We start from the raw sequence: 14,674 nt of genomic DNA, 5'->3' as shown, positions 1-14,674 counted from the left end.
GCGGTTTGCTTCAATGGCTACTTCCGGATTTTCCTACGGAAAATCCGCTGCTGAATGGAATGTTTTGTTATATTTGTAATGGCTTGGTGTTGGTGCAACGCCACTGAGAGCAAGCCGCAGAACGTTACCAGTAATTATTAACGACTTTATCTTATAATATGAAATGTCCTTTATGTACAATCAGAGAAGCCGACAAAAAAAACACACATTATTTTACAGATAAAATTATAAGAAGTTGTTTGAACCTAGACGGTGGAAATGAAAGAGAAACAGGGTTTTATTTTGATTTATCTAATGACTCAGCTTTTGTAGAATTCAATTTTCAACGTGAAACTTCGATAAAAAAACTAGAGGAAACTTTAGGCCGTGAAGCCACAGAAGAAGAAATCGAACAAGCAAAGAAAATCCCTTTTTCTGTTGACTATATTTTCTGTACACAGTGTGAAGCAACTTTTACTGAAATAGAAGATGGATTTATAGATAATATTCTACCTAAATTAAGAGGCGCGGAGATTAGCGAAAATGAAGAATTAGATTTTAAAGAAATTAGGATTATTAGATTATTCTTTTTTATTCAGATTTGGCGAACAGCAGTTTGTGAACAAGCCTTTAAATTATCGCCAGAGGTATTTGAAAAATTACGTTTAATAATACTAAATCATGCAAAGGTTTCAGACGAAGAACTTAAGGAATTTCCATTAAGTATAACATATTTGGAAACTCTTGGTGGTGAAAAAGAATATACATCAAACTTTGTGGGATTCACGAGTGACAGAAAACCAAATCTTGCGATATTGAACGATTTTGTAATTCAATTTTACGAATCAATCGACGACGTAAAATTCTTTGATTTCTATGATTTAAATAATGCTCAATTTAAAAAATTTGCTAATTATAATGAAGAGGAATTCAAAGTAAGGATAATGCATAATGTCGAAAGAAAAGCTTTTCTAAAAGAAATGATTAGAAAAGAAAAAGTAAAGCACACACTTTCATTTTACAGAAATAGTTTTAGAGAATTATGGTTTAGAATGTTTGGTGTTAATCCTCCAACGCTAATTACTGAACAATATATTTATTTTATCTGCAACCAAGAAGATGATGTTTTAAGTCATACAAGAGAAAATATCATAAAGCTAACACAAGAGTTTATGATGAAAAAATTACAATAACTACTGGTAACAGCCGTTTCTCGCAATTGCGAATTTTGTGGTAAGTTCACGTTTACGTTTCGCAAGAATTTCTATCTTTAACAGAAAATATAAAGTTCCGAACTTCGCAACTGACGAGAAGGGGCGGAACGTTAGTTGCAAGTTTAAAACAAAAATGAAGACAGAAACAATCACATATTCACTTTCAACTTTCGAAAAACCTGATTTGTGGATGGTTAGAGAGTTTAGTGAAGAAGAATTCCGAAAATATTCCAATTATATAACTTCTTTAATGAGATTAGAAAGTAATGAAAACTTATACAAAATCGTTGATTTAAATTATTTCGACTTTAAAGCAAAAATTAGCAAAACTGTAAAAAGTTTAGATAACGGTGTTAATAGTAATGAATTTGAAAACTTATATTTAGATATTAACAGACATATCTTAAATATTCTTTCTTCTATTAGAACCTATTTAGACCACACAGAAACTCGCATAAAAAGAGAATATGGTTCAAATTCTGAAGAATTTTTGAATTTTAAAACACAAACAAGTAAGGCATATGATGAAAACTTCTCATATAGATTTCTATATAAATTACGTAATTATGCTCAGCATTGTGGTCTTCCTGCAGGTTCATTATCTACGACAGCTAGTCAAACAGGAAACTCATTAAAACTTTGCCTTGTAAAGAATGAGTTGCTTTTAAATTATGATTCTTGGGGAGTAATTATTAAACAAGAATTAAATAACAAAGAAGATTTATTTGACATCATTCCTTTAATCGATCAAAAATTCGAAATTTTGAAAGAGATAAATAAAAATATAAATAATCTTACATACAAACATTACCAACAAGAAGCTCAAGAACTTATGAACTTACTTTGGGAGTCTAAAAGCAAAAATGGTACTCCCTGTATTGTAGAAACAGTTGGGGCTAATGAAAAACTTAAATTAAATATTAGATGGTTTCCTTACAAACCTATTTCAAAAATCACTGGAGTTCAATTCGAAATTATATAAGAGCCTGAGCTAACAACGGTTTGGCACAATAGCTACTAATCAATAAAAAACAACATTCGATTTTCCGTTGGAAAATCTCAACTTAGTAAAAATAATCGCTCTAAGTTGCTAATCCTACACCAATACTTAGAATGTTAGTAAATATACAATCTCAAAAAATCAAAACTATATGATAAAATATTCACCATTCTCAAAAGATTTATTTGATTTAGATGAAAATGAGCTTAAAAAACTAATAGATAATTCAATATCCGAAGGCTGGTATATTGAGTTTAAATCCGATTTTCCCAAAAAAACTGAAAAATTTGATAATCTTAAAATTTCAAAATCAATTTCTGCCTTTGCTAATACAAAAGGTGGGTGGTTATTTTATGGTGTTGATTCAAATGATAAAAATATTGCTACGGATTTATGTGGAATTGACATTAGTCAATATAAAAACTTAACTGACCAAATTTCTCAAATAATCGCAGAAAATATATATCCAAAACCAATATTTCATTTTAAAACTGTAAAATTAAAAAATGGAAAATATGTTTTCATAATTTTAATTGAAGAAAGTCCAACTCCACCATACATAAACAGCCAAGGGATTATTTATCAAAGAGAAAATAATCAAAGCAACCCAATAAAAGACAGATATATAATTGAAAAGCTTCAAGAAAAAACCGAAGAATATCAAAAATCAATAGAAAGATTTAGCTGCATTAATAATTTTGGAGAAACAAAAGGTCAATCTGAATCAGATCAATCATATTTAGAACTCTATTTATTTCCAAAGCCTTTTAATGATTATAAATTTGATGAATTTTATACGTCAGATTTTTTTAAAAATGTTGCCAATAGATTTTATCAAGGTGTAGAATTTACTTTTGGTAAAGACGATGATAAAACTAGCATAAATCTTGGTTTAAATTTTAACAGTATTTATAGTTCTCAAGACTCATTAATTATAAGACCATTAAATAAAAATAATCATATTTACAAATCTACTACAGCAGAATTGTTTAGAAATGGTGGTTTAAAATTTTTTATTCCAATCAGGGAATTTAATTTAAAAAACATTCCTGACTATTATATTGATTCAAAAGTAATTAAATATCTTCAAGATAATTTTTATCCTAACGAAATGGAAGAATATTTTGACGATTGGCCTGAAATCTCTATAAAATCGGAAATAACAGGCAGAAGAATTGAAACAGATTTTTCAGATTACATAAAAATGATTGATGGAGTAGATTTAATCTTTACAATTTTAATAATTACAACTACTTATGAAAACATACTCAGAGATAATAATTACGAAATTAAAAATCCAATCGGATTTAGAGCTAAATTGACATCTACTTGGCGCAAGTTTGTTTTTTTTGATGATGATGACTATCTTGAAAAGATAAAACTGTATAACGTACCAATAGCTCCTAAAGAAACAGTTGAAATTCCAACTTTTGTTAATGGTAATCATTATGAAATAGATATAGAAAAGGGAGATTCTTTTTTTTATATTGCAAAAATTGTTCTCGAAGGTATTGGATTACCTGATTCTTCTGATATTAAATTTAATGAGATTATGTTAAAAATAAGAGATCGATTTAGAAAATAAAGTACAGAGCTACTAAAAAGCATTTGATAAGAATCCGAATTTTTGTGATTGACACATATATAAATTTCTTATCAAATTTTATCATTAACAGAAAATAATCAGTTCTCAAACGAAACCTAAACAAACTCCTAGACGTTAATCATTAATAAAAATTCCTTCATTTACAATAATTTAATCTCTGACACGTTAAATTAATAGCGTGTCAAAACCGTGTCAAAAATACGTTATTTGAAATACTGCAAAAATTTTAAGTTTCTGATAATGAAGGGGTTATGAATTTAGGTAGGTCACAAAAAAAATCCGCAACAACTTGAAAATCAAGACGTTACGGATTTAAGTGATCGCGCCAGGATTCGAACCTGGGACCTACTCATTAGAAGTGAGTTGCTCTATCCAGCTGAGCTACGCAACCTAAAGTTGTTATCGTCGGGGTGGCAGGATTCGAACCTGCGGCCTCCTGCTCCCAAAGCAGGCGCGATAACCGGGCTACGCTACACCCCGCAAAAAAACAAAAAAGCGGAGAGACAGGGACTCGAACCCTGGCGACGGTTACCCGTCGACAGATTAGCAATCTGCTCCGTTACCACTCCGGCACCTCTCCTATTATTGTTGTAAGAACTTATCTTTTTTGCGGTTGCAAATGTATATTTTCATTCTTAATTATACAACATTTTCGGGAGTTTTTTTCAATATATTTTTCTAATTTCTAAAAAAACGCTTACAATCAATACAATAGCTTTTCATTAAAAATGAAATCAAATTATTAATATCAAAATAAAATTCGATTTCAACTTAGAATATCAACAAAAACCTTGCCTCAATTCGAATAAAAATAGTAAATTCGCAATTCAAATAAAAAAACCTTTCTATCATGACTAAAAAAGTAGTTATCGTTTCTGCCGTAAGAACTCCAATTGGAAGTTTCATGGGAGCTTTATCTAGTGTACCTGCTACAAAATTAGGTGCTGCTGCCATCAAAGGCGCTTTAAATAAAATCAATTTAGACCCTAAATTAGTTGACGAAGTTTTAATGGGTAACGTAGTTCAAGCTGGAAACGGCCAAGCTCCTGCCAGACAAGCCGCTTTATACGCTGGTTTATCGGAAAGTGTAGCTTGTACTACAGTAAATAAAGTTTGTGCTAGTGGTATGAAAGCCGTTATGCAAGGTGCTCAAGCTATTATGGCTGGCGATGCTGAAATCGTAGTTGCTGGTGGTATGGAAAACATGAGTTTGATTCCTCATTACGTTCACTTGAGAAATGGTGTAAAATTTGGACCAACTTCTTTAGTTGACGGAATGCAAAAAGACGGTTTAACTGACGCATACGATAACAATGCTATGGGGGTTTGTGCTGACTTATGTGCAACTGAATACAACATTACAAGAGAAGCGCAAGATAACTTCGCAATTCAATCGTATGAGCGTTCTGCAGCTGCGTGGGAAGCTGGCAAATTTGATGCAGAAATTGTTCCAGTTGAAGTTCCTCAAAGAAGAGGTGACGCTATCGTAGTTACTAAAGACGAAGAATTCACTAATGTGAAATTAGATAAAATTCCTTCATTAGCTGCGGTTTTCACAAAAGAAGGAACGGTTACAGCTGCTAACGCTTCAACTATTAATGACGGAGCTGCGGCTTTAGTATTAATGAGCGAAGAAAAAGCACAATCTTTAGGATTAACTCCTTTAGCTTATATTAAATCATACGCTGATGCGGCTCAAGAACCAAAATGGTTTACAACTGCACCTGCAAAAGCATTACCAAAAGCATTAGACAAAGCTGGTTTAACAGTTGCTGATGTTGATTTCTTCGAATTTAATGAAGCTTTCGCTGTGGTTGGATTAGCTAATGCGCAAATCTTAGGATTAGACAATGATAAAATCAATGTAAACGGTGGAGCTGTTTCTTTAGGTCACCCACTTGGATGTTCTGGAGCAAGAATTATCGTTACGTTAATCAATGTTTTAAACCAAAACAATGCTAAAATTGGTGCGGCTGCTATCTGTAATGGTGGTGGTGGCGCTTCGGCAATTGTTATTGAAAGAGCATAATTTATAATTTTATTAATGGTGAATTTTGAATTTTAGTTACATTTGTAATTAAATTCTTAATTCATCATTTCTTATTTTGAACCAACATGTTTGGAATTTGTAATTTAGCCATAGTACCCGTAAGAGCAGAAGCCAGTGATCGAAGCGAACAAGTTTCGCAATTGCTTTTTGGCGAACACTTTAAAATTATCGAAATGACTGCCAAATGGGTGCAGGTGGAAATAGCATATGATAGCTATATCGGTTGGATTGACTCGAAGCAATATCAAGCTATTTCTGAAGAACAATATCAAATTTTAAACAATACTCCTATTGTTTTGAATGCGGATTTGGTAGAATATATTACAACTCCAAACAATCAATTAACTTCAATTACATTAGGCGCTTCTTTGTCTTTTATGGATAATGAAGAAATTAATATAAGTAAATATACTTTTGAAGGTTTGAAAGTTTGTGGAGAAAAATCAAAATCAGATTTAATCAAAACAGCTTTCATGTATTTGAACGCGCCTTATTTGTGGGGAGGAAAAACGCCTTTTGGAATTGATTGTTCTGGATTTACTCAAATGGTTTACAAATTGAATGGTTATAAACTTTTGAGAGATGCTTCACAACAAGCTACACAAGGTGAAGCTTTAAGTTTTATCGAAGAAAGTGAACCAGGCGATTTAGCTTTTTTTGACAACGAAGAAGGTAATATCATTCACGTAGGAATTATGATGGAAAACAATTATATAATTCACGCTTCAGGAAAAGTAAGAATTGATCGTTTAGACCATTTAGGAATTTATAATGCAGACGTCAACAGACATACACACAAACTGAGAGTTATTAAAAAAATAATATAAAAAAAGTCCCGATTAATTCGGGACTTTTTGTTTTAGTTGATTGCTTTCGCTTTTTCAGGTTGCCCTATTATTTCGTAAGTCATTTTTAAAATGCTTTTTGTATTGGCATCATTTGGATTGATAGAATATGCTTTTTCAAAATCTGGTAATGATTTAGCAAACATTTCTTTTCTTTTCAACATTAATGAATCATATTTCTTTTTATCAGCCCTAGAATTATTAATCTCTGTAACTAATTTATCATCTTCTGCTAAACCAGCATAACCTGCATTGAAATAAATATCAAATTCACCTTTTTTCAATTCTTCATCGTTTGGGGATAATTTTCTAGCTTCAGCATAAGTTACTTTTGCTTTTTCAATTTCTCCATTTGATGAATAAAGAATCGCTAATATTTTATAAACATCTGGTTTTGTGGTACTGTTTTTGACATCTTTAGGTTTCTCATGAGTTCCCAAAGTTGTTATAAATTTCGATCTTTCTTCTTTAGAATTAAACTCTTCCTCAGCTCCATTTGCTTTATTAACAGCAAAAAATGTTGTACCGTTATTTAAATAATCACTTACTGCATATTCTTCGTACATTTTTTGAGCCAATTTATAATCTTGACTTTGAACTGCTAAAATAGCTGCGTTTTTCAATGCTTTTCCTTCAGATTTAGGATCAAATTGATATAAACTATAAAAGAAAACAGAAGCTTCTTTAAACTTTGAACCAGTATTTAAATTTAAAGCCAATGTTGTTAACGTTTGTTTGAATTGATTTTTTTCTTCAATCAATTCATCTGTATAAATCTTTTTTCCTGATTTTTTTTCAAACTCAATTGTTTCATCAATTACTGCACCATATTCTCTAATAAAATCTGGGCTATACAATTTCATTTGATCTTGCATTGTAGCTTTTTCTCCTTTAGATGCTAAAACTACAGTAGGATACATAACTCTATAAAACTTTGCATAAACTTTATCAGACTCTTCTGTTGCTAGGCCATCTAAAGCCGTACTTGCCGCTTTATAAGCCTCTAAATCTTTATCTGAAATAGTTTCTTTAGCATAAATTTTCTTTAAAACTTTTAGCTCCTCTTTTTGAGCAAATGTAGCAACTGATAATAAAAGCGTTGCGCTTAATACTAATTTTTTCATTATTTTAAAATCTGGGTTAAACAAAAGCCCAAAATAAATTTGGGCTCTTTCTATTTATTCTTGTGTTTCAGTTGAATCAATATCTGTGCCATTTTCAGCATCTGAAATATTTTCATTTTCATCCAATTCTACTTCTTCATCTTCGCGAAGTACTTTAGTTACCGCAGCAATTGAATCATTTCCTTTGATGTTAATTAATCGAACTCCTTGAGTAGCTCTTCCCATTACACGTAAATCAGAAATTTTCATTCTAATGGTTAATCCTGATTTGTTGATGATCATTAAATCATCTTCATCTGTAACGTCATTAATAGAAATTAATTGACCTGTTTTTTCAGTAATGTTAAGAGTTTTTACTCCTTTTCCACCTCTATTTGTGATTCTGTACACATCTTCTCCGTCTTCATCTACCAACTTAGTACGTTTTCCGTAACCATTTTCAGTAACTACTAAAAGTTGAGAATCGTTTACATGATCTTTATCAATAGAAACCAATCCAATTACTTCATCTTTTTCGTCGGCTAATGTAATTCCTCTAACTCCAGAAGCCGTTCTTCCCATTGGACGTGTTTTCTCTTCTTCAAAACGAACTAACTTACCTGATTTCACAGCAATTAAAACTTGACTGTTTCCTGTAGTTAATTTTGCCCCGATTAATTCATCATCTTCTTTAATGGTGATAGCATTAATTCCATTTTGACGTGGACGAGAATATTGTTCAAGCGGCGTTTTCTTAACTTGACCTTGTTTCGTAGCCATAATTACATAGTGACTATTGATATAATCTTGGTCTTTTAAGTCTTGCGTACAGATGAATGCTTTTACTTTATCATCTTGCTCAATATTAATTAAGTTTTGAATTGCGCGACCTTTACTTGTTTTTGTTCCTTCTGGAATTTCGTAAACACGCATCCAATAACACTTACCTTTTTGAGTAAAGAACATTAAATATTGGTGATTAGTTGCCACAAATAAATGCTCTAAGAAATCTTGATCTCTAGTTCCAGCCGATTTTTGCCCAACTCCTCCTCTATTTTGAGTTTTGTATTCTGATAATGAAGTACGTTTGATGTAACCTGCATGAGAAATTGTAATAACCACACTTTCATCAGCAATTAAATCTTCGATACTAACATCACCTCCAGAATATTCAATTTGAGAACGACGCTCATCGCCATATTTGTCTCTAATCTCAATTAATTCATCTTTGATAACTTGCATTCTCATTTCTTTACTTGCAAGTAATTCTTTTAAATACGCAATCAATTTCATGATTTCTTCGTATTCAGCACGTAACTTATCTTGTTCAAGACCTGTTAATTGTCTTAAACGCATTTCTACGATTGCACGCGCTTGAATTTCCGATAATTTGAAACGCTCAATTAATTTTGCTCTAGCTTCATCACCATCTTTAGAGGCTCTGATGATTTTGATTACTTCATCAATATTATCAGATGCAATAATTAAACCTTCTAAAATATGAGCTCTTTCTTCAGCTTTTCTTAAATCATATTGCGCTCTACGAACTACAACATCATGACGGTGTTCAACGAAATGATAAATCAAATCTTTAAGATTTAACATTTGCGGACGACCTTTTACCAATGCAATATTATTTACACTGAATGAAGATTGTAATTGGGTATATTTATAAAGTGTATTTAAAACAACATTTGGAACTGCATCACGTTTTAATTCATAAACTACACGCATTCCATTTCTATCCGATTCGTCTCGAATGTTTGAAATACCTTCTATTTTCTTTTCGTTAACTAAATCCGCTGTTTTCTTAATCATTTCAGCTTTGTTAACCTGATAAGGAATTTCAGTAACGATAATGGCTTCTCTACCATTAACTTCTTCAAAACCAACTTTTGCACGCATTACAATACGTCCTCTTCCCGTTTTGAATGCTTCTCTTACTCCTTCATAACCATAGATAATTCCTCCAGTAGGAAAATCCGGTGCTTTTATATAATTGATTAATTCATCAATCTCAATATCATTATTGTCGATAAATGCCAATGTTCCATCAATAACTTCAGTCAAGTTGTGAGGCGCCATATTTGTTGCCATACCAACCGCAATACCAGAAGCACCATTAATCAATAAAGTTGGTACTTTTGTTGGCATAACTGTTGGTTCTTGCAACGTATCATCAAAGTTCAATTGAAAATCAACTGTTTCTTTGTCAATATCAGCCAACATTTCTTCCGAAATCTTTTTCATTCTGGCTTCTGTATAACGCATTGCTGCTGGGCTATCACCATCGACAGAACCAAAGTTACCTTGACCATCAACCATTAAGTAGCGTAAACTCCATTCTTGAGCCATACGCACCATTGCATCATATACTGAGGTATCACCGTGTGGGTGATATTTACCTAAAACTTCTCCAACAATCCTTGCCGACTTTTTGTGGGCTCTGTTCGAAAGAACTCCTAATTCGTACATTCCAAATAAAACTCTTCGGTGTACAGGCTTTAAACCATCTCTAACATCAGGAAGTGCACGTGACACAATAACAGACATCGAATAATCGATGTAAGCTGATTTCATTTCTTCCTCAATGTTAATAGGAATTAACTTTTCTCCTTCTGACATAAGTATTTATATTAAATTATATATTAGTACTAAAACGTGCCAATATACAGCTTTTTGAACTTTTACCACAAATTTTAAAACACTTATTTCGACTATTTATTAACAATTTTGTTTACAAATTGCTTATAATTCACTTCAAAGAAACTTTCATTTTTGAAATATTTTTTGTCATTTAGCCTATCTGTACTTTTATAAGGTATGATTTTTGTATTTCCTTATAGAATTTTGTACTTTTACTTATATTACAAATGCTATGGACGATAATTTTTCACCACGAGTTAAAGACGTAATTACCTACAGTAAAGAAGAAGCTTTACGACTAGGTCACGACTTTATTGGTACCGAACATTTAATGCTAGGAATACTTCGAGATGGCAATGGAAAAGCTATTAATATCTTGAATAATTTAGCAGTTGACTTATCTCACTTAAGAAAAAAAGTAGAGATTTTAAGTCCCGCTAACCCAAATGGTATTCAAAATCTAGAAAAACAAAATCTTCACTTAACACGCCAAGCAGAACGTGCTCTGAAGACTACTTTTTTAGAAGCGAAACTATTCAATAATTCTGAAATTAGTACCGCTCACCTATTGCTATGTATTTTACGCAATGAAAACGACCCAACAACCAAGTTGTTGAACAAAATAAAAATTGATTACGAAACCGTTAAAGAACAGTATACAGCCATGATGACAAACGAAGACGATTATTTAGAAAACTTGCCAAAAGCAGAGTCGTTTAATGACGATTCCGGACAAGATGACAGTTTAAAGGAAAGCTCATTTAACAATCCTTCATCAGGAAGTAAGACCAATAAAAAATCAAAAACTCCTGTATTAGATAACTTTGGGCGCGATTTAACTGAAATGGCTGAAGAAGGAAAATTAGATCCTGTAGTAGGACGCGAAAAAGAAATTGAACGTGTTTCTCAAATCTTAAGTCGAAGAAAGAAAAACAACCCTCTTTTAATTGGAGAACCTGGGGTTGGAAAATCAGCAATTGCTGAAGGTTTGGCTTTACGAATTATCAAGAAAAAAGTATCTCGTAATTTATTCAACAAACGTGTAGTTACACTTGATTTAGCAAGTTTAGTAGCAGGTACAAAATATCGCGGACAATTCGAAGAACGAATGAAAGCGGTAATGAATGAATTAGAGAAAAATGATGATATCATCTTATTCATAGACGAAATTCACACGATTGTTGGTGCTGGAGGCGCAACTGGTTCGCTTGATGCTTCCAATATGTTTAAACCTGCATTGGCAAGAGGCGAAATTCAATGTGTGGGCGCAACAACGCTAGATGAATACCGTCAATATATTGAGAAAGATGGTGCTTTAGAAAGACGTTTCCAAAAAGTGATTGTAGAACCAACATCTGTTGAAGAAACAATTACGATTTTGAATAACATCAAACCAAAATACGAAGACCATCATAATGTAATTTACACTCCAGAAGCTATTGAGGCTTGTGTTAAATTAACGAATAGATATATGACCGATCGTTTCCTTCCAGACAAAGCGATTGATGCTTTAGATGAAGCGGGTTCTCGTGTTCATATTATCAATATTGATGTTCCGAAACAAATTTTAGAATTAGAAAAGAAATTAGAAGAAGTACGCGAGCTTAAAAATACCGTTGTTAAAAAACAGAAATACGAGGAAGCTGCTAAACTTCGTGATGATGAAAAACGCATTGAAAAAGATTTAGCTATAGCTCAAGAACAATGGGAAGAAGATTCTAAAAACAACAAAGTAACTGTTACAGAAGATAACGTTGCAGATGTCGTTTCTATGATGACTGGAATCCCAGTGAATCGTATTGCTCAAACTGAAAGTAATAAATTAGCTCACCTACCAGAACTAATTAAAGGTAAGGTAATTGGACAAGACGAAGCGGTATTAAAAATCGCAAAATCGATACAAAGAAATCGTGCTGGTTTGAAAGATCCAAACAAGCCGATTGGTTCGTTTATTTTCTTAGGACAAACAGGTGTTGGAAAAACACAATTAGCAAAAGTTATTGCAAAAGAATTATTCGACTCTGAAGATGCATTGGTTCGTATTGATATGAGCGAATACATGGAAAAATTTGCGATTTCAAGATTAGTTGGAGCGCCTCCTGGATACGTTGGATATGAAGAAGGTGGTCAATTAACCGAAAAAGTAAGAAGAAAACCTTATTGCGTTGTATTATTAGATGAGATTGAAAAAGCGCATCCAGATGTATTCAATATGATGCTTCAAGTTTTAGATGATGGACATTTAACCGATAGTTTAGGTCGTAAAATTGATTTTAGAAATACGATTATCATCATGACTTCTAACGTTGGAGCGCGTCAATTAAAAGATTTTGGAACAGGAGTTGGATTTGGAACAGCTTCAAAACAAGCACAAACCGAAGAACATTCAAAAGGAATTATCGAAAATGCCTTGAAAAAAGCTTTTGCTCCTGAATTCTTAAATCGTATTGATGATGTTATTGTGTTCAATGCATTAGAAAAACACGATATCGATAAAATTATCGATATCGAAATGGATAAATTATATGCTCGAGTGAAAGATTTAGGTTATACACTTGTACTTTCAGAAAAAGCAAAAGATTTTATTGCAGATAAAGGTTTCGATAAGCAATTTGGTGCGCGTCCTTTAAAAAGAGCTATTCAAAAATATGTTGAAGATGCTCTTGCAGAGGAAATTATCACACATAAAATCCACGAAGGCGATCAGATTTTCATGGATTTAGATGAAACCGCACAAGAACTCAAAATAGAAATTAAAAAATTAGAAGAACCAAGCTCTTAAGCTTGGTTTTTTTTATGTATCGAAATGATAATTGTATTAAAAAAAATACTACATTAGTTTTAAATTACAAATACATCTATGCAAGACAAAGTTATCGTAGGTAGCGAAGAATGGTGTTCCTTCCCTGCTTTAGGAATTCCAACTATCAAAGCACGTGTTGATTCTGGCGCAAAAACATCGGCATTGCACGCCATCAATATTGTTACATTTGAAAAAGACAGTGAGAGTTGGGTTAAATTCGATATTAATCCTATCCAAAATAATGCAAAAGCAGTAATCCATTGCGAAGCACCATTAATTGACAAAAGAGTCGTTAAAAGCTCAAGCGGCTTTAGAGAACAACGTTATGTAATCAAAACCAAACTTGAAATTGGTGGCAAAACTTGGGAAATCGAAGTTACGTTAACCAATCGCGATTCGATGGGTTTCAGAATGTTATTGGGTCGTGAAGCAATGTCAGGTCGTGTTTTAGTCGATCCTGAAAAACGTTATTTATTGGGACAACCTACAACCGAAAAACTTAAAGAATATTATTACGCAGCAAGCGAAAATAAAAAAGGATTAAAAATTGGTTTATTAGCCAGTAATCCTGAATTATACAGTAACAAACGTATTTTAGAAGCAGGCGAATTAAGAGGTCATGAAATGCATTTCTTAAATTTGAAGTACTGCTACATGAAATTAGATGCCACAAAACCTGAAATTCATTATCGTGGTGGAAAAGTTTTGAATGATTTTGATGCTGTTATTCCTAGAATTCGTCCTAGCATGACGTATTATGGTTGTGCTTTAACGCGTCAATTTGAAGCTTTAAAGGTATTTGCTTTAAATAACTCAGCGGCTATTAGTCAATCGAGAGATAAATTATTTTCATTACAATTGTTATTAAACAACGGCGTTGATATCCCAACGACCGGATTCGCGAACTCACCTTTAGATACCGACGATTTAATTAAAATGGTTGGAGGTTCGCCTTTAATCGTAAAATTATTAGAAGGAACACAAGGAAAAGGTGTCGTTTTGGCAGAAACCAAAAAAGCTGCTGAATCGGTTATCAATGCTTTCAAGAGTTTAAATGCTAATATTTTAGTTCAAGAATTTATTAAAGAAGCAAATGGTAAAGATTTGAGGCTCTTTGTTGTAGATGGAAAAGTTGTTGCAGCCATGCAACGTGAAGCTGCTCCAGGAGAATTCAGAGCTAATATTCACATGGGAGGAACTGCTTCTGTGGTAAAAATTACTTCTGATGAAAAGAAAATCGCAATCAAAGCAGCAAAAGCAATGAATTTAAAAGTGGCTGGAGTTGACATCATTCGTTCGTCAAAAGGTCCGTTATTATTAGAAGTAAATTCATCTCCAGGTTTAGAAGGAATTGAAGGCGCTACTCAAAAAGACATTGCAGGCGAAATGATTAAAGCAATTGAGAAAAACTTTAAGTGGAAATAGTTA

Annotated in this window: 9 protein-coding genes and 3 tRNA genes; 7 read left to right on the top strand and 5 right to left on the bottom strand. The window is 32.5% G+C overall.

The window, feature by feature from the left end; translation table 11 throughout:
* Positions 1–158: 158 nt before the first annotated feature.
* From IM755_RS11765 to IM755_RS11755, 3 genes are all read left to right on the top strand, one after another.
* Positions 159–1,172, top strand: a complete 1,014-nt coding sequence (locus tag IM755_RS11765) for a hypothetical protein (protein ID WP_194097083.1) — start codon at positions 159–161, stop codon at positions 1,170–1,172.
* Between the two features lie 154 nt (positions 1,173–1,326).
* A complete protein-coding gene (locus tag IM755_RS11760; protein WP_194097081.1) occupies positions 1,327–2,175 on the top strand; it encodes a hypothetical protein in 849 nt (282 codons plus the stop codon).
* Between the two features lie 169 nt (positions 2,176–2,344).
* Positions 2,345–3,778 (top strand): AlbA family DNA-binding domain-containing protein, encoded by a 1,434-nt coding sequence (locus IM755_RS11755; protein ID WP_194097079.1) that lies wholly within the window; start codon positions 2,345–2,347, stop codon positions 3,776–3,778.
* Positions 3,779–4,116: 338 nt separating this feature from the next.
* On the opposite strand, the gene IM755_RS11750 is transcribed toward IM755_RS11755, so the two are convergent.
* The 3 genes from IM755_RS11750 to IM755_RS11740 form a co-directional block, all read right to left on the bottom strand.
* Positions 4,117–4,190: transfer RNA gene (locus IM755_RS11750), tRNA-Arg, on the bottom strand.
* 14 nt (positions 4,191–4,204) lie between these two features.
* Positions 4,205–4,279: transfer RNA gene (locus tag IM755_RS11745), tRNA-Pro, on the bottom strand.
* 16 nt (positions 4,280–4,295) lie between these two features.
* Positions 4,296–4,379 (bottom strand) — tRNA-Ser (locus tag IM755_RS11740).
* 270 nt (positions 4,380–4,649) lie between these two features.
* Here IM755_RS11740 and IM755_RS11735 point away from each other — a divergent pair.
* Together IM755_RS11735 and IM755_RS11730 are read left to right on the top strand one after the other, a co-directional pair.
* A complete protein-coding gene (locus IM755_RS11735) occupies positions 4,650–5,828 on the top strand; it encodes an acetyl-CoA C-acyltransferase (protein ID WP_194097077.1) in 1,179 nt (392 codons plus the stop codon).
* Between the two features lie 86 nt (positions 5,829–5,914).
* Positions 5,915–6,676 (top strand): C40 family peptidase, encoded by a 762-nt coding sequence (locus IM755_RS11730; protein ID WP_194097075.1) that lies wholly within the window; start codon positions 5,915–5,917, stop codon positions 6,674–6,676.
* 32 nt (positions 6,677–6,708) lie between these two features.
* Here the strand turns inward: IM755_RS11730 and IM755_RS11725 are convergent, their stop codons facing one another.
* Positions 6,709–7,818: a hypothetical protein gene (locus IM755_RS11725; protein ID WP_194097073.1), complete on the bottom strand. Its 1,110-nt coding sequence runs from the start codon at positions 7,816–7,818 to the stop codon at positions 6,709–6,711.
* A 54-nt stretch (positions 7,819–7,872) separates the two neighbouring features.
* A complete protein-coding gene (gene gyrA, locus IM755_RS11720; protein ID WP_194097071.1) occupies positions 7,873–10,422 on the bottom strand; it encodes a DNA gyrase subunit A in 2,550 nt (849 codons plus the stop codon).
* A 253-nt stretch (positions 10,423–10,675) separates the two neighbouring features.
* Between gyrA and IM755_RS11715 the strand changes: the two genes are divergently transcribed.
* Complete coding sequence (locus IM755_RS11715) at positions 10,676–13,225, top strand: ATP-dependent Clp protease ATP-binding subunit (RefSeq protein WP_194097069.1); 2,550 nt, start codon at positions 10,676–10,678, stop codon at positions 13,223–13,225.
* 78 nt (positions 13,226–13,303) lie between these two features.
* Positions 13,304–14,671, top strand: coding sequence for a 30S ribosomal protein S6--L-glutamate ligase (rimK, locus tag IM755_RS11710; RefSeq protein ID WP_194097067.1), 1,368 nt, complete (start codon positions 13,304–13,306; stop codon positions 14,669–14,671).
* The last annotated feature ends 3 nt before the right edge of the window (positions 14,672–14,674 follow it).

Origin of the sequence: Flavobacterium proteolyticum (assembly GCF_015223105.1) — a bacterium.
GTDB classification, from domain to species: Bacteria; Bacteroidota; Bacteroidia; order Flavobacteriales; family Flavobacteriaceae; genus Flavobacterium; species Flavobacterium proteolyticum.
The sequence above is the reverse complement of the archived record's forward strand: the minus strand, read 5'-3'. Positions and strand labels throughout refer to the sequence as shown.

Bases quoted from the DNA above. Each gene is read 5' to 3' on its own strand.
- IM755_RS11765 (WP_194097083.1), top strand. From the start codon at position 159: ATGAAATGTCCTTTATGTACAATCAGAGAAGCCGACAAAAAAAACACA.
- IM755_RS11760 (WP_194097081.1), top strand. From the start codon at position 1,327: ATGAAGACAGAAACAATCACATATTCACTTTCAACTTTCGAAAAACCT.
- rimK (WP_194097067.1), top strand. From the start codon at position 13,304: ATGCAAGACAAAGTTATCGTAGGTAGCGAAGAATGGTGTTCCTTCCCT.
- gyrA (WP_194097071.1), bottom strand. From the start codon at position 10,422: ATGTCAGAAGGAGAAAAGTTAATTCCTATTAACATTGAGGAAGAAATG.
- IM755_RS11755 (WP_194097079.1), top strand. From the start codon at position 2,345: ATGATAAAATATTCACCATTCTCAAAAGATTTATTTGATTTAGATGAA.
- IM755_RS11725 (WP_194097073.1), bottom strand. From the start codon at position 7,818: ATGAAAAAATTAGTATTAAGCGCAACGCTTTTATTATCAGTTGCTACA.
- IM755_RS11730 (WP_194097075.1), top strand. From the start codon at position 5,915: ATGTTTGGAATTTGTAATTTAGCCATAGTACCCGTAAGAGCAGAAGCC.
- IM755_RS11715 (WP_194097069.1), top strand. From the start codon at position 10,676: ATGGACGATAATTTTTCACCACGAGTTAAAGACGTAATTACCTACAGT.
- IM755_RS11735 (WP_194097077.1), top strand. From the start codon at position 4,650: ATGACTAAAAAAGTAGTTATCGTTTCTGCCGTAAGAACTCCAATTGGA.